At 64.4% G+C, this 22485-nt stretch carries 24 protein-coding genes and 1 pseudogene; 11 read left to right on the top strand and 14 right to left on the bottom strand.

Features of this window, described 5'->3' with window-relative positions; all coding sequences use genetic code 11:
* Positions 1-82 precede the first annotated feature (82 nt).
* From ASD45_RS07885 to ASD45_RS07870, 4 genes are all read left to right on the top strand, one after another.
* Positions 83-379 carry a hypothetical protein gene (locus ASD45_RS07885; RefSeq protein ID WP_056910983.1) on the top strand — a complete coding sequence of 99 codons (297 nt, stop codon included), beginning with the start codon at positions 83-85 and terminating at the stop codon, positions 377-379.
* A gap of 229 nt (positions 380-608) precedes the next feature.
* On the top strand, positions 609-1733 hold the full coding sequence (locus ASD45_RS07880) for a catalase family peroxidase (RefSeq protein WP_056910982.1): 1125 nt from the start codon (positions 609-611) through the stop codon (positions 1731-1733).
* The gene (locus tag ASD45_RS07875) at positions 1730-2275 is read left to right on the top strand and encodes a cytochrome b (protein ID WP_056910981.1); all 546 of its coding nucleotides are present in this window, start codon (positions 1730-1732) and stop codon (positions 2273-2275) included. Before ASD45_RS07880 ends, ASD45_RS07875 begins: the two co-directional genes overlap by 4 nt.
* A 147-nt stretch (positions 2276-2422) precedes the next feature.
* Complete coding sequence (locus ASD45_RS07870; protein WP_156380756.1) at positions 2423-2599, top strand: hypothetical protein; 177 nt, start codon at positions 2423-2425, stop codon at positions 2597-2599.
* A 62-nt stretch (positions 2600-2661) separates the two neighbouring features.
* Here ASD45_RS07870 and ASD45_RS07865 read toward each other — a convergent pair whose 3' ends face one another.
* Together ASD45_RS07865 and epmA are read right to left on the bottom strand one after the other, a co-directional pair.
* The gene (locus tag ASD45_RS07865) at positions 2662-3720 is read right to left on the bottom strand and encodes a lysine-2,3-aminomutase-like protein (RefSeq protein ID WP_056910979.1); all 1059 of its coding nucleotides are present in this window, start codon (positions 3718-3720) and stop codon (positions 2662-2664) included.
* Between the two features lie 27 nt (positions 3721-3747).
* Positions 3748-4791 (bottom strand): EF-P lysine aminoacylase EpmA, encoded by a 1044-nt coding sequence (gene epmA / locus ASD45_RS07860; RefSeq protein WP_056910978.1) that lies wholly within the window; start codon positions 4789-4791, stop codon positions 3748-3750.
* 112 nt (positions 4792-4903) lie between these two features.
* Here epmA and efp point away from each other — a divergent pair, with 112 nt between their 5' ends.
* The 3 genes from efp to ASD45_RS07845 all read left to right on the top strand — a co-directional run bounded on the left by efp (position 4904) and on the right by ASD45_RS07845 (position 8723).
* On the top strand, positions 4904-5473 hold the full coding sequence (efp, locus tag ASD45_RS07855) for an elongation factor P (protein WP_156380925.1): 570 nt from the start codon (positions 4904-4906) through the stop codon (positions 5471-5473).
* Between the two features lie 206 nt (positions 5474-5679).
* A complete protein-coding gene (locus tag ASD45_RS07850; RefSeq protein ID WP_056910976.1) occupies positions 5680-7398 on the top strand; it encodes a peptidoglycan DD-metalloendopeptidase family protein in 1719 nt (572 codons plus the stop codon).
* Positions 7399-7475: 77 nt separating this feature from the next.
* A complete protein-coding gene (locus ASD45_RS07845; protein ID WP_056910975.1) occupies positions 7476-8723 on the top strand; it encodes a lytic murein transglycosylase in 1248 nt (415 codons plus the stop codon).
* Between the two features lie 74 nt (positions 8724-8797).
* Here ASD45_RS07845 and ASD45_RS07840 read toward each other — a convergent pair whose 3' ends face one another.
* The 3 genes from ASD45_RS07840 to soxB all read right to left on the bottom strand — a co-directional run bounded on the left by ASD45_RS07840 (position 8798) and on the right by soxB (position 12683).
* Positions 8798-9442 (bottom strand): cytochrome c, encoded by a 645-nt coding sequence (locus ASD45_RS07840; RefSeq protein ID WP_244485247.1) that lies wholly within the window; start codon positions 9440-9442, stop codon positions 8798-8800.
* Positions 9443-9575: 133 nt separating this feature from the next.
* On the bottom strand, positions 9576-10838 hold the full coding sequence (gene soxC / locus ASD45_RS07835) for a sulfite dehydrogenase (RefSeq protein WP_056910973.1): 1263 nt from the start codon (positions 10836-10838) through the stop codon (positions 9576-9578).
* A 156-nt stretch (positions 10839-10994) separates the two neighbouring features.
* Entirely contained in the window at positions 10995-12683 is a 1689-nt protein-coding gene (gene soxB / locus ASD45_RS07830; RefSeq protein WP_056910972.1) for a thiosulfohydrolase SoxB, read from the bottom strand.
* Between the two features lie 126 nt (positions 12684-12809).
* Between soxB and ASD45_RS07825 the strand changes: the two genes are divergently transcribed.
* Complete coding sequence (locus tag ASD45_RS07825; protein ID WP_156380755.1) at positions 12810-13028, top strand: hypothetical protein; 219 nt, start codon at positions 12810-12812, stop codon at positions 13026-13028.
* Positions 13029-13089: 61 nt separating this feature from the next.
* Here ASD45_RS07825 and soxA read toward each other — a convergent pair whose 3' ends face one another.
* The 4 genes from soxA to ASD45_RS07805 form a co-directional block, all read right to left on the bottom strand.
* Entirely contained in the window at positions 13090-14355 is a 1266-nt protein-coding gene (gene soxA / locus ASD45_RS07820) for a sulfur oxidation c-type cytochrome SoxA (RefSeq protein ID WP_244485245.1), read from the bottom strand.
* A 61-nt stretch (positions 14356-14416) separates the two neighbouring features.
* Positions 14417-14740: a thiosulfate oxidation carrier complex protein SoxZ gene (soxZ, locus tag ASD45_RS07815; protein WP_056910970.1), complete on the bottom strand. Its 324-nt coding sequence runs from the start codon at positions 14738-14740 to the stop codon at positions 14417-14419.
* Positions 14741-14770: 30 nt separating this feature from the next.
* Complete coding sequence (gene soxY / locus ASD45_RS07810; RefSeq protein WP_056910969.1) at positions 14771-15226, bottom strand: thiosulfate oxidation carrier protein SoxY; 456 nt, start codon at positions 15224-15226, stop codon at positions 14771-14773.
* Positions 15227-15416: 190 nt separating this feature from the next.
* A complete protein-coding gene (locus ASD45_RS07805; protein ID WP_244485243.1) occupies positions 15417-15989 on the bottom strand; it encodes a thioredoxin family protein in 573 nt (190 codons plus the stop codon).
* A gap of 82 nt (positions 15990-16071) precedes the next feature.
* On the opposite strand from ASD45_RS07805, the gene ASD45_RS07800 reads away from it, so the two are divergent.
* A complete protein-coding gene (locus ASD45_RS07800; protein ID WP_056910967.1) occupies positions 16072-16800 on the top strand; it encodes a hypothetical protein in 729 nt (242 codons plus the stop codon).
* Between the two features lie 2 nt (positions 16801-16802).
* Here the strand turns inward: ASD45_RS07800 and ASD45_RS07795 are convergent, their stop codons facing one another.
* The 5 genes from ASD45_RS07795 to ASD45_RS07775 form a co-directional block, all read right to left on the bottom strand.
* Positions 16803-17612, bottom strand: a complete 810-nt coding sequence (locus ASD45_RS07795; protein WP_056910966.1) for an ABC transporter permease subunit — start codon at positions 17610-17612, stop codon at positions 16803-16805.
* Positions 17609-18511, bottom strand: coding sequence for an ABC transporter permease subunit (locus tag ASD45_RS07790; RefSeq protein WP_056910965.1), 903 nt, complete (start codon positions 18509-18511; stop codon positions 17609-17611). Before ASD45_RS07790 ends, ASD45_RS07795 begins: the two co-directional genes overlap by 4 nt.
* Positions 18508-19590 carry an ABC transporter ATP-binding protein gene (locus tag ASD45_RS07785; protein WP_056910964.1) on the bottom strand — a complete coding sequence of 361 codons (1083 nt, stop codon included), beginning with the start codon at positions 19588-19590 and terminating at the stop codon, positions 18508-18510. Before ASD45_RS07785 ends, ASD45_RS07790 begins: the two co-directional genes overlap by 4 nt.
* A complete protein-coding gene (locus ASD45_RS07780) occupies positions 19590-20714 on the bottom strand; it encodes an extracellular solute-binding protein (protein WP_082540711.1) in 1125 nt (374 codons plus the stop codon). The genes ASD45_RS07785 and ASD45_RS07780 overlap by 1 nt, the downstream gene beginning before the upstream one ends.
* A gap of 76 nt (positions 20715-20790) precedes the next feature.
* A complete protein-coding gene (locus ASD45_RS07775) occupies positions 20791-21525 on the bottom strand; it encodes a cytochrome c biogenesis protein CcdA (RefSeq protein WP_056910963.1) in 735 nt (244 codons plus the stop codon).
* 119 nt (positions 21526-21644) lie between these two features.
* Here ASD45_RS07775 and ASD45_RS22965 point away from each other — a divergent pair.
* Together ASD45_RS22965 and ASD45_RS07770 are read left to right on the top strand one after the other, a co-directional pair.
* Positions 21645-22026: pseudogene (locus tag ASD45_RS22965) on the top strand (transcriptional regulator).
* Between the two features lie 70 nt (positions 22027-22096).
* Entirely contained in the window at positions 22097-22441 is a 345-nt protein-coding gene (locus ASD45_RS07770) for a metalloregulator ArsR/SmtB family transcription factor (protein ID WP_056910962.1), read from the top strand.
* Positions 22442-22485: the final 44 nt, after the last annotated feature.

Below are 22485 nucleotides of genomic sequence, written 5' to 3'. Positions count from 1 at the left end.
TCAAAAAAGGTCGCGGTTTTGTTGTAAATCAAATTCTCCTCCTCCCCGGCATCTAACCTGATCGTAGCCAAGGGGGAGTAGCATGAACGTTGTCCCCATTTTCATAGAGGCTAGTTTCGATGACCTCGCCACGCGCGTTATGGGTGAGGCTTTCGATCGCGCTTGTTTAGCCCTCGAGGAATTGGCGCTGTCACAGGCGGACCGCGAGATCATCGCCAAGCGCATTATTGCAGTCGCCAGGACAGGCGAGCGCAACGCCGACAGGCTGTGTGAGCAGGCGGCAAGTGTGCGCTCGGAGCTTTTGAATGCCTATGGCCCGCGCCTTGGCGTTCGATCATCGCGAGCTGCCGCGGGCCGAGAACGAGTTCATCGCGCCTGACGTTCGAGGAATGCGCCGCGTCCCTGTCCACCAGGGTGTCGGGCGGAGCGCGATGCCGCTTTGCGCGGACACGGCATAACGCATCACCTGGCAATCATCCTTCGGTATGACGCGGCCACTCCTGCGTATGATTTCGCTGGTGCTCGGAAAGCGGAACATGGGCCCCGGGGCGATCAGGCGACACAGTGCGACGTAACGCGTCGTGTCGTCCCTCCCGAGCAAAGCCGGCATGAGCGAATACGAAAATCCGAGACCGCATTATCGTCTCTGGCCGCCGTCACCCGAAACTATCACCAGCCTCGTCACCATCGGCATTGCGGTAGCGTGCATCGCTGCCGGCTTCGCCTATGTCGGCGGCTACCTGACGCCGCAACGGCTGACCCAAGCGCGCATCATCGACCGCTTCGAACAGATCAACGGCGTCCACCCCGGTTTCCGCCGCAATCACGCCAAGGGCGTCTGTATCGCCGGTACCTTCGACAGCAACGGCAATGGCACCGCGCTGTCGACAGCCGCGGTTTTCGAAAAAGGCACAACGCCGGTCACCGGGCGCTTCGCCGTCGCCGTCGGCAAGCCTTTCGTCCCCGACAACGAGACCGAGGTGCGCAGCATGGCCCTGAGCTTCCGGCTTCGCGACGGGGAGGAATGGCGCACCGGCATGAACGACATTCCGGTCTTCCCGGTTCGTAATGCGCAGGCGTTCTATGAGCAGATGCTCGCAGCGCGGCCCGATCCGGCCACCGGCAAGCCCGACCCGTCACGCATGCAGAGCTTCCTCGCCGCTCATCCGGAGACAGCGAAGGCGCTGCAGGCGATCAAAGCGAGGCCCTTCTCAACCGGCTTTGCCAATGCCAGCTACAACAGCCTCGACGCATTCCGCTTCGTCAACGGCGCCGGCGTATCGACGCCGGTGCGCTGGAGCATGGAAGCGGTCGATCCTTTTGTCGCCGAGGGCCAAGCCGGGGTCAACAAGAGCAGCCCGACGGACGTCAACTACCTGTTCGACGACCTGATCGCCCGGCTCGCCAAGGGCTCCGTGCAGTGGCATCTCGTGGTCACGATCGGCACATCGGACGATGCGACCGCCGACGCAACCGTGGCTTGGCCCGAGACCCGCACGCGCCTGACGCTCGGCACGCTGACCATCGATCGCATTGCGACGGAAGCGCCGGGCAATTGCAGCGACGTCAATTTCGATCCGCTGGTGCTGCCGGCCGGTATCGCGCCGTCGGACGATCCACTGCTCAGCGCTCGTTCCGCCACCTACTCGAATTCGTTCAGGCGCCGCGCAGCCGAAGCGAAGACGCCGAGCGAAGTGCAGGTCCCCAACGTCACGAAGGGCGCCTCGCCATGACGCATTACCAGTTCCCTGCGTTCTCCCGCGTCCTGCACTGGCTGATGGCCGTAATGATCCTCGCCATGCTGTTCATCGGCATCGGCATGGTGGCGTCGGTGACGGAGTATCATTGGCTGCTCTCGATCCACCGGCCGCTCGGCATCGCCATCCTGGTGCTGGCCGCCATCCGGCTGCTCAACCGCCTCGTCCGCCAGTCGCCGCCTTTGCCAAACGGCATGCCAACGACCATGCGCTTCGCGGCTCACGGCTCGCATGTCCTGCTTTATGCGCTGATGTTCGCCGTGCCGCTGGTCGGCTGGGCCATGCTGTCGGCCGCGCGCTACCCCGTGGTGCTTTATGGCGCCATCCACCTGCCGCCGATCGCGCCGCAGAGCGACCAGCTCTACAGCATCCTCAGAACCGCCCATACGGCGCTCGCGCTGACGCTGTTCGCGCTGTTCCTTGCGCATTTCGGCGCGGCGTTGGTGCACCGCCTGGTTTTCCGTGACGGCGTGTTCGAGAGCATGGCGTCGCTGCGGTCCGGCCGACGGGAGCGCTAGGCTGCGACAAATGGCTCCCGGCGCCTCCTTCATGTCAGCCATGCGCCGAAGAGACGCATTTCCTCCCCAATTTAATGGGGAAATTATGCTGCAAACGGCAGTTCGCCATTACATTGGTGTGATACCGCTCGCATGGGAGCCAGCACCATGATCAACAGCATCGATAGCAGCAGCAAGAGCATCGTGGCCGGCAAGCACGTCGTCAGCGCCCTGCGGCGCGACGCCGCCTTCATCTGGAATGCGGTGATCGTCGTTGTCTTCGTCGGCTTTGCCGGACTGGCGGTGGCTTCCGCCTTGCTCGACCTGATCTCGATCCGGCATTGAGCGCGGAGCGCTTCCACGCGAAGCGGAAGCCGCTTCGCCGTCAGGAAACGCGACAACAAAGCCTAGCGATAAGCGTGGCGCCTGCCGGTGAAGTCCTCGATCTCATAACCGCCGTCGACCGTCTCGAGGTAATTCGGCCCGAGCGGCGATTTGCCGTGGCCGCCCGGAATATCGAGCACGTAGCTCGGCTGGCACAGGCCCGAAACGCGGCCGCGCAGTTCGCGCATGATGTTCTGCCCGGTCGCGATATCGGTGCGCAGGTGCGCGGTGCCCGGCGCGAGATCGCCGTGATGCAGATAATACGGCTTGATGCGGCTCTCGACGCAGGCCCGCATCAGGTCGCGCATGGCTTCGGCGCTGTCGTTGACGCCCTTGAGCAGCACCGATTGGCCGAGCAGCGGAATGCCCGCGTCAGCCATGCGCGCGCAGGCGGCGCGTGCTTCGGGCGTGAGTTCGCGAGCGTGATTGACATGGACCGCGACATAGACGGCCAAAGTCCTTCGAGCATTGCCTGACGTCTTCAGCGCACGCACCAGATCCGGCGTGATGCGCGACGGCTCGGCCACCGGCATGCGGGTGTGAAGGCGCACCACTTTGACATGATCGATCGCGCCCAATTCCTTCATCACCGCGCGCAGCCGGCGCGGCGACAGGATCAGCGGATCGCCGCCGGTGAGGATGACCTCCCAGATCTCCTGATGGTCGCGGATGTAATCGAGCGCGGCCTTGACCGCTTCCGGCGACAGCGCATTCGGCTTGTCGGGCCCGACCATTTCGCGGCGGAAGCAGAAGCGGCAATAGACCGCGCAGACATGGGTGAGCTTGAGCAGCACGCGATCGGGATAGCGATGCACGATGCCCTCGACCGGCGAATGGGCCTCGTCGCCGATCGGGTCGGCGAGTTCGTCAGGCGTCGTCTCGAGTTCGGCGGCATCGGGTACGAACTGAAGCGCAATCGGATCGCGCGCGTCGCCGCGGTCGATCAGCGCCGCCAGCGCCGGCGGCAGCGCCACGGCATAACGTGCGGCGACCTTCTCCAGCGCGGCGCGTTCTGCCGGCGTGACGAAGCCTTCGTCGACGATGTCGCCGGCCGTGCGCAAGGTCCGGATCTGTTTGTTCATGGTCGTCTCTCTAATCCTGAACCCAAATCATTCCTGAACAGGAGTCCAGATCACCTGTTCGATATGGTCGGCGCCGGAGGCCAGCATCGCCAGCCGCTCGAAGCCGAGCGCGATGCCGGACGCCGGCGGCATCTGGGCGAGCGCGGCGAGGAAATCCTCGTCGATCGGATAGCGCTCGCCGTGAATGCGCTCTTTCTCGTCCATCGCCGCGTTGAAGCGGCGGCGCTGCTCGGCGGCGTCGGTCAGTTCGGCGAAGGCATTGCCGAGTTCGATGCCGCAGGCATAGATCTCGAAGCGTTCGGCCACCTTGTCGCTTCCCGGCTTGGCGCGCGCCAGCGCCGCGTGCGGCAAGGGATATTCGTAGAGAATGGTGGCGGTTTCATTGCCGAGATGCGGCTCGATCTTCTCGACCAGGATGCGGCTGAAGATGTCACCCCAGTCATCGTCCGTGCCATACGCGATGCCTTCCCGCGCCGCGGCATTTGCCAGCCGGTCGCGATCGCCCTCGCCGCCGCTGATGGTATGGAGCAGATCGATGCCGGCATAACGCGCGAAAGCTTCCGCCACGGTGAGGCGATGCGGCGGCGCGAACGGATCGATGTCGCGGCCGCGGAACGAAAAGCGCGTCGCGCCGGTGGCGCGCGCTGCCGCCGCGATCAGCGCGGCGCAGTCGTCCATCAGCGCCTCATAGGGCTCGCCGGCGCGGTACCATTCGATCATCGTGAATTCCGGATGGTGCAGCGGGCCGCGCTCGCGGTTGCGGAACACGCGGGCGAAATCGACGATGCGGCTCTCGCCGGCGGCCAGCAGCTTCTTGCAGGCGAACTCCGGCGAGGTGCGCAGGTAGCGCGGCCGTTGCGAGGTATCGGGGCCAATCAGGTCGGTGGCGAAGGCGTGCAGATGGGTCTCGTTGCCCGGCGAGACCTGGAGGGCCGCGGTTTCCACCTCGACGAAGCCCGCTCCGGCGAACCAGGCCCGCAGCGCCGCCATCACCCGGCCCCGGTTCAGGAGATGGGGCCGACGCGCCGCGTGGCGCCCCGGAAGCCAGAAAGTCGTTGTTTTTTCTGCCATTTACCGCATCCGGGAATTCGGCCGGAAGGGCTGGCAATGCCCCAGAAGATCGCTATGGTGCGGCCCGAATCCGGCCCCGCACGCCGGGACTGCTCTATTTTCAAGGATCGCTATCGTGAAGGTCATCGCCAGCCAAATTCGTAAGGGCAACATCGTCGATCTCGACGGCAAGCTTTGCGTCGTCCTGCATGCCGAAAGCTTCCACCCCGGCAAGGGCACGCCCACCACCCAGATCGATATGCGCCGGATTTCCGACGGCGTGAAGACCCAGATGCGCTACAAGACCACCGACCAGGTCGAGCGCGCCCACGTCGAAGAGGTGGAGTTTTCCTACCTCTATCAGGACGCCGAGGGCTTCCATTTCATGAACGACGAGACCTACGACCAGGTCCAGATGCAGGCCGACATGGTCGGCGACGCCGCGCCCTATTTGCAGGAAGGCATGAAGGTGAACCTCGCCATCCACGAGGGGCTGCCGATCTCGATCGAAATCCCGCAGAAGGTGACGCTGGAAATCACCGAGACCGAACCAGTGGTGAAGGGGCAGACCGCATCGGGCTCGTTCAAGCCGGCGATCCTGTCGAACGGCGTGCGCACCATGGTGCCGACCCATATCGTCCCAGGCACCCGCGTCGTGGTGATGACCGCCGACGGCGCCTACGTCGAGCGCGCCAAAGACTGACGCACTTTCGACTGACGCACATGCACTGAGGCACTTGCACCGACGCGCCTGCACCGGCGCGTCTGCCCTACCCCTGTCCCGAAACGATACCGCGGCGCTGCGATCGGCCGCACGGCGGCCGCCCTTGTAGGCGGCGCCATGGAACCGCTAGTCTCTCGCCCTGTTTCGGGGACGGCGCCGCGGGGGCGCGCAGCAAGGGGCGTGAGTTGAGACGACAGGTTCTTGTCGGTGCGGCGCTGATCGCCGCACTTGTTGTTGCACCTGCTTTTGCGCCTGCCGCGACCGCCGCCGAGATCGAACCGCCGAAGGTTACGATCAGTGCGGTCGACTGGGTTGCCGCCGCCGCGGCCCTCAAGGACGCCGGCGACGGCACGCCGGCCGAACAATTCGCCAGGCTCAACACCGCAACCGACAAGCGCTTCCCCGGCATCGCCGGCAGCAGCGTGCCGGTGCTGGCGCCGTTCGACCTCGACGCCTTCAAGGCCGACAAATCCGATGCCGACACGGACAAGTATTTCGGGGTGTTTCATCCGACCAAATATTTCCTGCCCGGACCGGCCGGCTTCACCGGCACCTACGCGCTCGACACCGGCGGCGGACCGTTCAAGGTCACCTACAAGAAGAAGCCGATCGAGATCGAGATCACCGGCGCCGGCTTCACCTACGACCTCGACCCCCCCGACCATCAGGAGGTCTTCCCGCCGAAGGACAAGGAGCTCTCGACGCTCTTCCCCGGCATCCGGCGCATCATCCGCGAAGCGCATGTACGTTACGCCTTCGAGCGCTTCGGCGTTCCCTACATCGTTTCGATCCAGTGCTACGACACGCGCGTCTCATCGAGATACCTGTCGTGCCGCGAGGCCGATCCGATCGCCGAAGCCTTCCTGAAAAAGCTTGTCGTCGTCGGCGGCGCCCCGCGGACGATCCCTGAGCCGCATCTCGATCTGACGCGGCCGAGCGGGCCGTCGGATTTCACTTACTACGCGCCGGGTGATCTCATTCCGAATACCGGGTGGAAGAAGCTGCCGGGGCGTGCCGATTACCACGTCTATGCACTGATGCGCTTTCCGATCGCGGAAGCGCCGGCCTACGTGAAGTCGCAGAGTTTCATGCCGTGGGGCGATTGCTACCGCAGCGGTCGCACTGGCCGCATCGGCAAGAAAGACGCGCCCTACACCTGCAAGGTCAACGGCCTGCCGCTGACCTTCAATGAATCGGCCGCGGTGAATTTCAACTATCCGTGGCGCGACAATTTCTGCGAGCTGCGCGACTTCCTGGTCGGCCAGTGTCCCGGCGGCTACGGCCATCAGGGCCAGGACATCCGCCCGGCCAATTGCGTGATGGACAATGTGGGCTCCGACCGTTGCGAGCCGTATCAGCACACGATTGCCGCAGTACGCGACGGCCTGATCTGGCGTCTGCCCGGCAACCTCGCCGCCTATCTCATATTAAACAACCCCAACGAGTTCGTGCGCTTCCGCTATCTGCACATGAATCCGAAATACATGGACGAGGACGGGCTCGTGACCGGCCGCGTGGTCAAGGAAGGCGAGATCATCGGTAAGGTCGCGACCTGGGGCGATTACGAGAGCGGCACCTCGTACCACCTGCATTTCAACATGCAGGTGGTCACCAAGTCCGGCTGGGTCTGGGTCAATCCCTACATGTCGCTGGTGCTCGCCTATGAGAAACTGATCGGCGGGCGCGGCAAGGAACTGCATGAAGGCGACCCGGTGCCGCCGGTCCCGGACAAGCCCCCGGTGATCCTGCACCCGCCGGTGACCGCGGCTACGCCCGGAACCGCGGCAACCAAGACCGAAACGGCCGAACCCAGGAAGCCGCTGGTCAAGCGCGTTCGCGAAAAGGTGCGCAAATTCATCCGCCGCCATCGCCACCGCAAGCCGCGCACCGAGACGGACGAGTAGTTCCTCAGACGCGCCGGCTCCGGCTGCGGCAAATCCGCACCGATTGTGCGTCGTCCGCCGGCCGCTACACTGCCCGGATGGCTCGATTCGAGAACCGCCCGCCCCTGCTGTTTCATCGCCGCAGCCTGCTGCGCGGCGCGCTGGCGCTTGCCGGTGGCCTTGTCGCCGGCGATGCCGCCTTCGCGCAATCAGCCGCGTTCGAGCGCTGGGTCGAGCGCTTCCGCGCCGAGGCCGTGCGTCGCGGCGTGTCGGAGGCGACCTATGACCGCGTCATGGGCCACGTCAAACCTGACACCGCGGTTTACGAGCTCCAGCGCAAGCAGCCGGAATTCACCGAGGAGATGTGGCAGTACATCAATCGCCGCTGCTCGGACTGGCGCGTCATCACCGGCAAGGAGCGCGCGAAGGAACACGCCGGTGTGCTGGCGCGCGTCGAGCGCGAATACGGCGTCGATCGTTACGTGCTGCTCGGCCTCTGGGGCATGGAGTCGTCCTACGGCGACGTCATCGATAATCCGAAATACATGCGGCCGATCATTCCAGCGCTCGCCGCGCTTACTTATGGCGAGCCGCGTCGCCGCCGCTACTGGGAAACCGAGCTGATCAACGCGCTGAAGATCGTCGATCATGGCTGGGCGAAGCCCGCCGAGATGATCGGATCATGGGCCGGCGCCATGGGCCACACGCAATGGATGCCCGAGGTCTGGCTGCATATGGGCGTCGATTTCGATCGCGACGGCCGCATCAATCCGTTCGGTAGGCCGGACGACGCGCTCGCTGGCACCGCGCGCTATCTGGCCGAACGCGGCAAGTGGCGGCGCGGCGAGGCCTGGGGCTGTGAGGTCGCCGTGCCCGCTGGCGGGCATCGGCTGGCCGACAACCGCACCATGCGCACCTACGCCACCTGGCACGGTCACGGTTTCCGCCGCGCCGATGGCCAGCCTTTCCATCGACCGAACGATCACGTGAAGCTGTGGATCCCTGTGGCCGGCGGCCCCGCCTTCCTGGTCGGGCAGAACTTCCGCGCTGTCTATTCGTACAATCCGTCGGCAAGCTATTCGCTGGCGCTGGTGCATCTCGGCGACCTCATCCGCGGCGACGGCGACTTCCGCCAGAAATTTCCCGGCGGCGAGCGCATTCCGACCATCGACGAGGTCAAGGAGATTCAGCGCCGGCTCAACGAGCGCGGCTTCAAGACCGATGGCGTCGATGGCCGCACCGGTTCCGACACCGTGCGCGCGATCGGCGCGTACCAGAAGAGCGTCGGCATGAAGCCCGACGGCTATGCGGGGCTGAAGCTGCTGGAGCGGCTGCGGCAGCCCTGACTGTCATGCCGGGGCGCTCGCCTGAAGCGCGTTAATGCGCGCCTTCGACGCCCCGGAACGATGAGTGAGCGAACCTACTCCACCCCGCTTTTGCGCGCGGTGTTGTCGTCCGGCGTGACGTCGATGACCGAAGCGTGGCCGGTGATCTGAACCGGCGCCCGGCAATCCTTCATGCACGGATTCTTGTTCCAGAACGCCTTTTCCGTGGTGTCGCGATCGTCGTCGTAGAAGCCGTCGGCATTCGGCATCTTGATCTGCTTCCAGGTGTCCTTCGACAGCACGAATTTGTCGTCGACGATGTCGTTGAGGTTCAGCACGAAGGCGACGATGGCGTAAACCTCGTCATTGGTCAGCGACTGCGCGTCGCCGAACGGCATGGCGCGGCGTACGTAATCGAACACGCTCGACGCATAGGGGAAGTACGAACCGACGGTCTTGACCGGATCGTGGGTCGCCAGCGTGCCCTTGCCCTGCGCGAGTTGCGGCCAGCGCCCGGCGCTTTCGCCGAATTCGCCGTGACAGGCGGCGCAGCGCTCGAGATAGAGCGTCTCGCCGTCCTTCACCGAGCCCTTGCCCGGCGGCAGCCCCTGTCCATCCGGCCGCACGTCGATATCCCAGCCGGCGATCTGCGCCGCCGTCGCGGGCGTGCCGATGCCGTAACTGTGCGGCTTGGGGGATTGCGCGAAGACAGGTGAAGTCAGCATCAACAGAACAGACACGACGGCAAGCCGCAAAAAACACCGTTCGTCCCCGCGAAAGCGGGTACCCAGAGCGGGCTCACGAAGACCTGGGTTCCCGCTTGCGCGGGAACGATCGGAGACTGACGCAGCTTGCGAGCTCCGGCGCAAACTCTCAACCGACCTCGACATTCTCGACCTCCCCGTTGGCCTTGACCGACCAGGTCTGGATGCCGTTGTTGTGATAGATCGAATTGACGCCGCGGATGGCGCGCAATTCATCCTTGGTCGGCTGCACGTAGCCGGTCTCGTCCATGGCGCGGGACTGCAGCAGCAGCGGCTCGCCGTTCCATTCGGTCTCGACGTAAAAACGCACCAGCGACTTGTCCAGCACCGGGCCGTCGATCTTTGCCGTCTGCCAGTTGCGGCCGCCGTCGATCGAGACATCGACGCGCGCGACCTTGCCCCGGCCGGACCAGGCGAGGCCGGAGATCACCAGGAAACCCTTGTTCTTGATCGGCGCCTGCGGCGACGGCGACGTGATCACCGACTTGGCGTCCATCACGAAGGTGAATTTGCGAGCTTTGCCGTTCGGCATCAGGTCGGTGTACTTCGAGGTCTCCTCGCGCGTGTACCAGGGCTCGTCGCCGACTTCGATCCGGCGCAACCATTTGACCCAGATATTGCCCTGCCAGCCCGGCACGACGAGGCGTACCGGATAGCCCTGCTCCGGCCGCAGCATTTCACCATTCATGCGGTAGGCGACGAGGCAGTCGTCGAGCGCTTTCTCCAGCGGCAGCGAGCGATCGAGACCTGAGGAGTCGCCGCCTTCGACCAGCAGCCATTTGCCGTTTGGCTTCACGCCGGCCTGTTCGAGCAGCAGCTTCAGCGGCACGCCGGTGTACATGACGCTGTGGATCATGCCGTGCGTGTACTGGCAGCCGTTGAGCTGCGCACCGCGCCACTCCATGCCAGAATTGGCGGCGCATTCGAGGAAGTAGATACGGTTGACGCGCGGCAGCCGCTTGAGATCCTCGAGCGTGAAGATGAGCGGTTTGTCCACCAAGCCGTGGATCATCAGCCGATAATCGTGCGGATCGACCTCGGCGATGCCGCCGTGATGGCGCTCGAAGCACAGCCCATTCGGCGTGATGATGCCGTCGAGCTCATGCAGCGGCGTGAAGCTCACCGAGGACTCACGGCTGGCGGTCAGCCATTGCACATCGCGGCGGATAACATCTTTTTCGAATTTCGACGGCTGGCCGTAGGGCCGCACCGCGACGCCGTCGCCCAGCGCCTTGCTCCATGGCGCCACGTTCGGCGGCAGGTTTTTTTCATCGGCATGGGCGGCGCCCGCTGCGCCGGCGGCAATGATGCTCGCCGCTCCGGTCAAGAACCTTCGCCGCGACGGCCGCGGCGCGTCTTTGGGATCAGCCATCTGTATCCTCCCACGGGCGGCCGTCGAATGCGGCCGTTTCCGAATGCGTCGGCCCTCTTATCATATTCCTTTTGATGAATGTAATGAAATCTTCTCGTTCCACACCATGGTGGGAAACTATTTTATCGCCCCATTGCCAAAGCGGGGACGGAAGTTTCACGCTCCCGTGATTTTCACGCTGGTGTTCGGCGTGACGCGCACGGTTTTCTCCGCGGCAACGTAACGCTCGACGAGGTCCCAGACCGGCGGGCCCTGCGTGCCCTCGTTGACGCTGGCCCAGCCGGCGACGGTGTATTCGCGCGCCGGATCGATCGGCTGCCCGGTTTTCAGCAAGGTCATGCCGGAAATCCGGCTGCCGATCGGCTTCGACACGTCGATCGAATAACCGAGCCCGCCGCAGCGCACCATGTCGCCGCCCTGCTGGTAATAGGGATCGGGGTTGAACAGGTTATCGGCGACGTCTTCGAGCACCTCCTTGAGGCGCTGACCGGTCATCGGCTGGCGATAGACCTGCGGATAGGTAATGGCCGTGGCGTTGTGGATATCCTCCACGGTGATCGGCGACCCCGGCAGCACGCTGGTGCCCCACCGGAATCCGGGCGACAGCGCGATCTCGGCGTCGCGCTCCTTCAGCAGCGCCGCGCAGATCAGGTCGTCGAACGTGCCGTTGAAGTTGCCGCGCCGGTACAACAGCGAATCCGCCTGCCCGACCACACGCGCCAGATCCTTGGCGTAAGGCGCCCGCGCCTTCTCGATCGCCGCGCTCATCTCGGCATCCGGCTTGATGACGTCGGCAAACAGCGGGATCAGTTTGTAGCGGAAGCCCTTCACCGCCCCGCCCTGCACGTCGAGATCGAGCCGCGAGATGAACTTGCCGTGGCTGCCCGAGGCGATCAGCAGCGTGTTGCCGACCTTGATGGCTTCCGGCAGCGCATCGTGGGTGTGGCCGGTGAGAATGACGTCGATGCCCTCGACGCGCGCGGCGAGCTTGCGATCGACGTCGAAGCCGTTGTGCGACAGCAGCACGACGAGCTGCGCGCCGGCCTTGCGTGCCTTCTCGACCTGGGTGCGGACCTCCTCCTCGCGGATGCCGAACGACCACTTCGGGATCATCCAGCGCGGATTGGCGACAGGCGTATAGGGAAACGCCTGGCCCAGCACCGCGATCTTGACGCCGCCGCGCTCGAACATCTTGAAGGCGTCGAACACCGGCTCGTTCCATTCGGTGTCGCGGACATTGAGGGCGAGGAAGGAGAAGCCGAGCTTGTCCACCAGTTCCTTGACGCGGTCTTCGCCGTAAGTGAATTCCCAGTGCCCGGTCATGGCGTCGGGCTTCAGCAGCGCCATGCAGTCGGCCATGTCCTGACCCTTCGACGCATTGGCGCCGAGCGAGCCCTGCCAGGTGTCGCCGCCATCGAGCAGCAGCAACTTATCGCCGCGCTCGGCCCGCACCTGCTTGACCACGGTGGCGCAGCGATCGAGGCCGCCGATCTTGCCGTAGTTGCGGGCGAGCGCCGTGAAATCCTGATCGGTCAGCGCATAAGCGTCGGCCGAGCCCCGCGCGATGCCGAAGCGCTTGAGGAACTCGGCGCCGGTGACATGCGGCGGCTGGCCCTTGGCTTCGCCGACGCCGACATTGACCGTCGGCTCGCGGAAATAGACGGGCATCAACTGGCCGTGAATGTCGGTGACATGCAGCAGCGTCACGTTGCCGTGACTGTCGAACTTGAGGAGGTCGTCCTGCGTCAACTTCTGCTGGGCGAAGGCGCGGCTCAGCGAACCGGCGCCCGCCATGATGGCCGCGGTCGCGGCGCTGACCTGAAGCATTTCGCGGCGAGTGATCATGACCCAGGCGACTCCTGAAGTTCCGGCATGGTCCGATTAACCGCCCGATCATTACGTTGTGACGGGGCGAACCGGGAACGAGCGACCTCACGGCGGGTTGGTACGGCGAACCCAATGGAGGTAACGATGAAGAAGTTGATCATTGCGGCGGTGACCACGGCGCTCGTCGCCAGCGTCGCCCCGGCCATGGCCGCCGGAAAGAAACATCACGCCAAGCGCTATCATCATCATGTGACGCGGGATGGTTATTATGTCCCCGGCATTCCGAAGCGCGACCCCGGCCGCTACAGCAACCTGCCCGGCAAGGACGCGCAATATTCGAAGGCCTACATCCGGGATCACTAAGTAGTCCCGACTGCTCGTCCAGCGAGGTCGTCACACTGACGGCCTCGCTGTTTTTTTGCCTTTAGTGCCGGATGCCCGGCACGCTGAGTTTCAGTCCGTCGTTCTGCGCGGCGAGATACAGTTCGAGATCACCGTATTCCTTGGCATCCGGCGACAGTTCGTCGGCGCGGATGTTGACCTGACACCACTGGAAGCGCTGCCGGATATCCCAGATCGCCTGCAGGCTGGTGCGCCAGGTCGGGAAGTGATCGTACTGCCCCTTCGGCTCGCCGAGCCATTGGCCGCGGATCCAGTGATTGGCCGCCTTGCCGTGGCAATCGGTGCAGGCGAAATTCAATTCGCCAATCTTGCGTTCGGCCAGTTCCTTGCCGCGCGCGATCGCGGCCTTGGCGTCCGCGCTCTGTGTATCGACAGCAATCGGCGCGCCATTGGCGAGGAAGTGCAGATAGACCGACATGGTGCGGTTGTCGTCCGTCTCCATCAACCACTGCGCGCCCGTGGTCGCGGCGGCGTGGCGGGTGACGAATTCCTCGACGCCCAGCACCTTGCCCAGCCGCGGCTCCCATTTCGGCATCGACGCCGCCCAGGTCTTGAACTCCTTGGCCGGATCGCTGTGGCACGAGGCGCACGAGCCCTTGGCACTGGCCTGCTTGAACAGCTCCTGCGCCTTGTCGACCGCCCACATGCCGGGGTTTTCCATCGGGTCGAGGTTCTCGCGCTTCTCGACCGGCGCCGGACGCTTGTTCGGATCGTCGAGCACGGTCTTGAACTTGGCCGGCGACTTCAGCGTCTTGAGGAACGCGACCATGTCGCGGATTTCGGCGTCGGTGAACACGCCGTGGCTGCCCCAGGGCGGCATCACCGTCTCGGCGTTATAGACGCGCGCATCGTAGATGTAGTTGTAGAGCCACTCGTCCTCGCGACCGGCCGCGCCGATCTCGGACAAATCGGGACCGACATTGCCCGGCAAGTTCGCGCCGCCGGCCGGGCCCATGACGTGACAGGCCAGGCACGAGCCGCCGCGGTTGCGGTCGGCCACCAGTTCTTCGCCCTTCTTGGCGTCGCCGGTAATCGGGCCCGTGATCTTCTTGACGTCCTCGGGCTTCGGCGGCGGCGGCGAGGCCACCTTGGCCAGCGTGCTCCACTTGGATTCATCGCGCGTCGGCCAGCCGGAATAACGCTTCCAAGGACGCGCCGCGGCATCGCCCGTGGTCACGAGCGGCGCCTCTTTCTTGGTCTGTGCGGCGGCCGGCGCGAGCGTGATCACGCCCGCCACCATCGCCGCCAGCGCGGCCGTACCCGCCGTCATCATCCCTGCCCGCTGCATCGCAATCCTCCCAACCCGTTTCTTTAGTGTCCGCTGCACATGATCTGTCGGCAGCGGTTTATCAGGCGACTTCGATTTTCGATTCCGCCGTGGTCACCGTGCCGTCGTCATCGGTCCAGGAGAACTTGAAGGTGCCGCTGGCTTCGACCTTGGCATTGAACTGCAGATACGGATTGGCGGCGATGGCCGGCTCGAGCGTCGCCGAAAACACTGGCTTGCCCTCGAATTCGGCGACGAATTTGTTGATGATCTTGCGCGGGATGATCTTGCCATCCTTATCCTTGCGCTGACCGGATTCCATGATGTGCGGCATCAGGGTTTTGATCTCGATGATCTCGCCCTTCTTGGCCGTCTTCGGCACTCTGATCTTCGGCGTGTCCGCCATGGGGTCGTCTCCTGAAATCTTGTTCTGGGCTCAGCCGCCGCAGCCACCGATGGTGACCTTGACCAGTTTCGACGCGGTATAGAACGCGCCCTTGCTGGTCTTGGCGGTCACGACGATGTTCTGCGTGGTGGCCAGACGGATACGGGTGGAGGCGTCGGCCTTGCCCGAGAGCGGCGTGAAATGGAACGTGGCAACGCCCGGATTCGGATTGCCTTCGGCAACGACAAGAACGTCAGTGACGTGATCATCCGCGGTCATCGGCGCATCGACCGAAATCGCCAGCGGCACGGTATTGCCGTTCTCGGCGATCTCCGGCAGCTCGATCGAAATCTTGCCCTCGGTGGCGGCCTTGCCCCCGGTAAATTTGGCAATCTCGGCCTTGGCGGCGTCGGGAGTCGCCTGGGCGTCCCTGCCCCAACCGATCACCGAAAGCGTCGCGCCGGCGGCGCCCAGCGCCAAAGCCGCACGACGAGAGATTTGCTGCATCGAAACTCCTCCCGGAAATTCTGTCGGAGCGACAGCTCGCCCCGCGTTACGCGACCTTAACCGCCGCAACCGCAACGTCAATTCATATTCACAGCAGAGAATGTAATTTCGCAGCGCAACATACCGCAAAATGGAATCACCCCCGCCCGCGCGCACGGTGGCATAGAATTTTCGGCGGCGGATCGTGAAATCAGCTCGGCTGCGATTTCAAATAGTCTCGGAAACTCTTGGCCTCATAGGCCTTCTCGCGGACGTAACGAAACATGGCGAGAAAATCGTCCGGCCGCAAATAGCCCGGGGCGCGGGCCACCTCGCGCTTCTGCGGCTCGCGGGCCTTCAAGGCCGCGGCGTCCTCGTCGAAAAACTGGAAGGTCGGCGTGAAGCGGACACCGTATTTCGCCGCCAGCTCCTTTTCCGACAGCTCCTGGCCGTCGAAGTCCTTCACCTTGCGTGAGCCGATAATGTTGAGTTGCAGCACCACGAAATTGGCCTTGATGTAATCGGAAATATCGTTGCGCCCGAAATTGACGAAATGCGTTTCCTTGCAATAGGGGCAGCCCTTCAGCTCCCACATCACGACGAAGCGCTTGCCGGACTTGCGCGCGTCTTCGAGATCGTCGGGAAGTTCGAGGAAGCTCTCCAGGAACCACGGCTCCTTGTAGAGCCCATCATCGGTCAGGATTGGCTCGGCGGCCGACGGGCCGATCGCCATGACGGACACCGCCGCCGCGCCAAGCATCAAGTGCCGCCGGGAGATTGTCATCGACTTCACCTTGTGCGCGGATTCCCCGCGCCTTGATATTCATCTTAGCATATATCTAGGCGGCACAGCCGAGTGAATACAGATGCCGATCAACTTTGCGCGCGCAGCGATTCTCGTCCTCGCCTTGGGGCTGACGACCGCCATCGCATATGGCGATGAGCTTGACGACTTCAACGCCGCGGTCGAGCGGGCGGCGTCGCATAATCGGGTGGCCGACGGGTATCTACGCACGGGCAATACAGACCTTGCCTCGCTGGAGATCGACCGATTGCGCGAGGCCTGGGCGGCGTTAACCGAGCGCTTCGGCGGCCATCGGCCGGAGGCATTCAAAGACGGCAACCTTTATACGACCACCCTGCTCAAGATCAGCACCAGCCTGGTCGCCGCTGACATGATGCTCAATTCCGGCCGCGCCGACTCTGCGCGCGCTTCGCTCGAAGGCATCCGCACTGACCTGTACAATCTGCGCCGCTCGGCCGGCATCGTCGTGCTGGCCGACTGCGTCCGCGACGCCAATGCGATCGCCGACAGGCTCATGGTCTATCACCGCGCCATCGACTGGGATAACGCGGAGCAGCGCAAGGCCCTCTCCGATGGCGCGTCCGACTACGTCAAGACCATGGATCGCTGCGACAACATCGCCAGCCCCGATGTCCGCAGCAGCCCGGAATTCCGCCGCCTCGTCGATGGCGCGCGTTCGGGTCTTGGCTTCATTCCCAAGGCCATCGAAACGCGGGATACCAATCTGCTGCAGCGGGTGCTCAGCGAGTTGCGCTCATTCGATAACCTGCTCGCCTTTCGGTTCGGCTGACGTCAAACCTTGCCGCGATCCCCGGGTCGCGTGATCAAGGTCGCAGCCAGGATCAGGCACGACACGAAAACCACGATCAGCGTCCCCAGCGAGTTGATCTGCGGCGAAACACCGAGACGGACGCTGGAGAACACCACGATCGGCAAGGTCGAGGCACCGGGCCCGGTGACGAAGCTCGCGACGACGACGTCGTCGAGCGACAGCGTGAAAGCCAGCAGCCAGCCGGCCGCGATCGCCGGCATCAGCAGCGGCAAGGTCACACGGCGGAAGGCGCGCCACGGCGTGGCGCCGAGAATGGCCGCAGCCTCATCGAGCGACGGATCGAGCTGCGACAGCCGGGCGCGGATCACCACCGTCGCATAGGCGGTGCCGAAACTGGCGTGCGCCAGCGTGATGGTCAGCGCGCCGCGCTCAGACGGCCAACCGATGGCGTTGCCGAGCACGACGAACAGCAGAAGCAGCGACAGGCCGATCAGCACCTCCGGCACGATCAGCGGTATCATCACCAACGCCTCGTAGCCGCGATCGGCAAAGAATGGCCGCAGCCGCTGCAGGGCGAAAGCCGCAGCGGTGCCCAGCGCCACCGACAGCGTGGCGCTGACGGCGGCGACGCGGAGCGACAGCCAGGCCGCGTCGAGCATCTGGTCGTTGTCCAGCAGCGCGGCGTACCAGCGCAGCGAGGCGTGACTCCACACCGTCACCAGCCGGCTGTCGTTGAACGAATAGACGATCAGGATCGCGATCGGCAGATACAGGAAGGCATAGCCGAAGCCGAGAACGCTCAAGAGCGCGATGGAACGGCGTCCGGTCATGACGCCACCTCGGCGCGGCGCAGGACGCGATAGAGGAATGCCGCCGGCACCAGCACCATGACCAGCAACGACACCGCCAGCGCCGACGCCAGAGGCCAGTCGTGATTGCTAAAGAACTCCGTCCACAGCACGTGGCCGAGCATCAAAGTGCCGGGACCGCCGAGCAGATCCGGGATGATAAATTCACCGAGCGCCGGGATGAAGACGAGCAGCCATCCGGCAACGATGCCGGGCAGTGACAGCGGCAGCGTCACGCGCCGGAAGGCGGAGAACGGCCGCGCGCCGAGATCCTCCGCCGCCTCGAGCAAGGTCCAGTCCATGCGTTCGAGCACGGCATAGATCGGCAACACCATGAACGGCAGATAGGAATAGACGATACCGAGATGCACGGCGAACTCGGTGTTGAGCAAGGTCAGGGGCTCGTTGATGACGCCGAGCTTGATAAGCAACGCATTGATCAGGCCGTTGGAATTCAAGAGCCCCATCCACGCATAGACCCGGATCAGGAACGAGGTCCAGAACGGCAGGATGATCAGCATCAGCAGCCCGAACCGCAGTTCGGCCCGCGCCCGCGCGATCGCGTAGGCCATGGGATAAGCGACGATCAGCGTGATCAGCGCCGAGGTCGCGGCGATGCGCAGCGACGAGGCAAAGGCTTCGAGATAGAGCGGATCGGAGCCGAGCGTCGCGTAATTGGCGAGCGTGCCGTTGAAGACCGGCCACAGACCCTTGCTCCACGCGAATAGCGGCTCATAAGGCGGCACCCCGAAGCGCGCTTCGACCAGGCTGATCGCCAGCACGATCAGGAACGGCGCCAGGGTGAAGACGGCGAGCCACGCGGTGGTGGCGCCGAGCATGACCCGCCGCATCCCGCGCGCCTCGCCCGCCGCCAGCGTCATGACGCCAGCACCCGCGCCGCCGCCGGATCGAAGGACAGATAGACCTGGTCGCCGGCCGAAAGCGCGCCCAGCGCCGCCAAGTCGGTCGGCGATAGCCGCGCCTGCACTGCCTTGCCGCCGGGTAGCGTGAAATGGCAGATGGAGGCGTTGCCGAGGAAGACGATGTTGGTCAGGGCCGCCGGCAGCACGTTCGCGCGCGCAGGCCGCTCGCGGCTCACCATCATCTGCTCCGGCCGCACCATGACCGCGACCTCGCCCTCGCCTGCGCCGCCATCGACTACCAACGTGGCCGCGGCTTCGGCGCACTCGACGGCATTGCCGCTACGCCTGCCCTCGAACAGATTGGCGACGCCGAAGAAGTCGGCGGCGAAACGTGACTGCGGCGCGTCATAGAGCTGGCGCGGCGTGCCGACCTGACACAGCGCGCCATCGCGCATCAGCGCGATATGCGTCGCCATGCTCATCGCCTCCTCCTGGTCGTGGGTGACCATTACGAAGGTGATGCCGACGCGTTCGCGCAGCGCCACGAGTTCGAGTTGCGCCTTCTCGCGCAGTTTCTTGTCGAGCGCGGCGAGCGGTTCGTCGAGCAACAGGATCTTCGGGTTCTTCACCAGCGCGCGGGCGAGCGCGACGCGCTGGCGCTGGCCGCCCGACAATTGATGCGGCTTGCGCGCCGCCAGGCCGCCCATGTCGAACAAGTCGAGCGCAGCGGCAACCCGCTCGCGGATCTCGGTGCGCGGGCGTCGCTCCTCTTCGAGGCCGAAGCCGACATTGTCGGCCACGGTGAGATGCGGAAACAGCGCGTAGGACTGGAACATCATGTTGACCGGCCGCGCATAAGGCGGCCGGCTTGTCATGTCTTCGCCGTCGATGACGATGCGGCCGGTGTCCGGCCTCTCGAAGCCGGCGATCAGCCGCAGCAGTGTCGTCTTGCCCGAGCCGGAAGCGCCGACCAGGCAGAAGAAATCGCCGCGCGCGATGTCGAGCGATACGCCCGCCACCGCGGGCACGGCGCCGAAGCTTTTGGCAACGCCCTCGATCCTGATGACAGGCGGCGCCCCTTCGGTTGGCCGATCCATCACTTCCCGGCTTTGATGCTCGTCCACAGCCGGTTGCGCGTCCGCTCATAGGCGGGCGTCACCAGAGACGGCGTGTAGAGCTTGGCGTCGTCCGGCGGGAACACCACCGGGTCGTTCCGGATCTCGGCCGGAACGAATTCAAGCGAGGCCGGCACGGCATTGGCATAGCCGACCGCGGCGGTGATGTCGGCGACCACCTTCGGCGTCAGGATGTAGTTGATGAACTTGTGCGCGTTGTCGGGATGCGGCGCATCCTTCGGGATCGCCATGACGTCGATGTTGAAGGCCGTGCCCTCCTTCGGCAAAAATATGCCGATATCGACGCCGTTCTTGGCCTCCTGCGCGCGCTTGCGCGCCTGGAACAGGTCGCCGGCATAGCCCTGCGCCACGCAGATATCGCCGCCGGCGAGATCGTTGATGTATTTCGACGAGTGAATGTAGCGGTATGACGGCCGCGCCGCCTTGACGGCCTTGACGGCGGCGTCGAGGTCTTCGGTGGTCACGCTCACCGGGTTCTTGCCCGTGTAGGAGAGCGCCGCCGGCAATACTTCTTCCGGCGCGTCGAGCACGGTGACGCCGCAGCTTTGCAGCGCCTTCACCGTCTTTGGATCGAACAGCATGGCGAAGCTGCCGATCGGCGCGTTCGGCAGCAGTTTGTCGATCTTGCTTTTGATATAGCCGACGCCGGTTCCCGCCATCATGTATGGCAAGCCATAGGCGTTGCCGGGATCGACGGTGGCGAGGCGGCCGAGCACCTTGCCGTCGACGCCCTTGGAGTTCGGGATCTTGGCGAGATCGAGCTTGCGGTAGAGCCCGCCTTTGACCTGACGGGCGAAGAACGGCGAGGCCGATGGAAACACGACGTCGTAGCCCGACTTGCCGACGGTCAGCTTGGTCTCGAGGATGTCATTGGAATCGTAAACGTCGTAATTGACCTTGATGCCGGTTTCCTTGGTGAAGTTCTCGATCGTGTCCGGCGCGACATAGTCGCTCCAGTTGAAGACGTTGAGCACTTTCTCTTCCTCGGCCGCCGCTGGGACGGTCGACGACGCCGCCATCGTCATCGACAGAGCGGCAACAAGAAGCGCCGGCGTCAGAACGCGCCGCAGAGCCATCGTCAACATCGATCGGAATCCCTCACCTTCGTCCGGCCGGCAATGTTAGCGGAGGCGGCAACGCGGCGCTAGAATTCGCGGCGTTTCAGCCGATTTTCCCCAAGCTCGGGAAGGTCTCGATCAACCAGTTGGCGATGGTCGGCATCTGGCCGGTGAAAACCAGAATGCCGGCGAGCACCAGGAAGGCTCCCATCGCCTTCTCGATCAGCGCCAGGCGTTCGTGAAAGCGCGCGGTCCAGCGCATGAAGGCGCCGGCGAACGCCGCGGCGACCAGAAACGGCACGCCGATGCCGAGCGAATAGATCAGCAGCAGTCTGGCGCCCTCGGCGGCGCTCTCGGCGGCGCCGGCGATCAGCAGAATCGCCGCCAGCACCGGGCCGACGCACGGGCTCCAGCCGAAGCCGAAGGCCAAGCCGATGACGAAGGCGCCGAGCAGGCCTGCCGGCTTCTGCGTCACGCCGACCCGCGCGGTGCGGTCGAGCAGCCCGATGCGCAGGACGCCGAGGAAGTGCAATCCCATGACCACGATCAGGCCGCCGGCGACATAGCTCAGCACGCCGAGCCAAGCGTTGACCGCCATGCCGATTATCGACGCCGTGGCGCCGAGCACCACGAACACCACCGCAAACCCGCCCACAAAGGCCAGCGCTGTCAGCAGGACATGCCAGCGGCGGCCGGCGCCCTCGCCGTCGCGCAGTTCCGTCACCGAAACGCCGCCCATGTAGGCAAGATAAGGCGGTACCAGCGGCAAGACGCAGGGCGAGAAGAAGGACAGCAGTCCGGCCAAGAAGGCGCCACCCGCGGAAACGTCCAGGCTCATGGCAGATCGCTCATTTCAGACATTCGAATTTAGTGATATATCGGATCGCCAATCGAAATGCCTCTGCTTATCCACGGATTCATTCCATTCCGAGCACGCCTTTGACCGCCCTGACCTCGATCGCTACCTCGCTTTCACGGATCGCCGCCGTTGCCCTCGCGCTCCTCGCGACGCCGACCGGCGCGGCCGAGCTTGTCATGTTCGAGGATGCCGGCTGCGCGTGGTGCGCGCGCTTCAACGCGGAAGTAGCTCCCATTTACCCGAAGACCGACGAGGGCAAGCGCGCGCCGCTGCGCCGCGTCGACAGCGGCGGAGCCCTGCCCGCCGACCTCGCTTTCATTACACCGGAGCGCCTGACTCCCAATCGGCCGTATTCGCGGCTATCCCGGCGACGATCACTTCTGGGGCCTGCTTGGCGTCCTGATGACCAAACTCGACGACGCGCAAAAGTCTGGTGGTGAGGCAATACCTCCCGAAAATTCAACGCGCAAAGCCCGATAAACCTCAGTAGACTCCTCAGCTCAGGCAATACCGACCGTTACGCCCCGCGCCGCCGCTTCAGGATAGTTCGATGGAATTACAGCACCTGGACAAAATCGAGCGCACGCATGAGCTCGACCGCATGGCGGTGAACGCCAAGCGCGCGAGCGAATTCCTCAAAGCGCTGGCGCATGAGAGCCGCCTGATGATCCTGTGCATTCTCGCCGAAGGCGAGAAGTCGGTCAGCGAGCTGGAAGAAATTCTGTCGCTTCGTCAGCCTACCGTTTCGCAGCAGCTCGCGCGTCTGCGCGGCGACGGACTGGTCGCGACGCGGCGCGACGGCAAGACGATCTATTACAGCCTCGCCAGCGAGGAAGCACGCGTCGTCATTGGCGCGGTCTACGACGTCTTCTGCCGCAAGCAGCGCAAGCGCTGAGCGCGCGCCGGTTTGCCGGGCCCTGCCAGATCGGGCATGTTGGC

The sequence above is a fragment of the Pseudolabrys sp. Root1462 genome, assembly GCF_001426945.1.
Classification (GTDB): domain Bacteria; phylum Pseudomonadota; class Alphaproteobacteria; order Rhizobiales; family Xanthobacteraceae; genus Pseudolabrys.
This window is presented reverse-complemented; position numbering and strand designations above follow the sequence as displayed.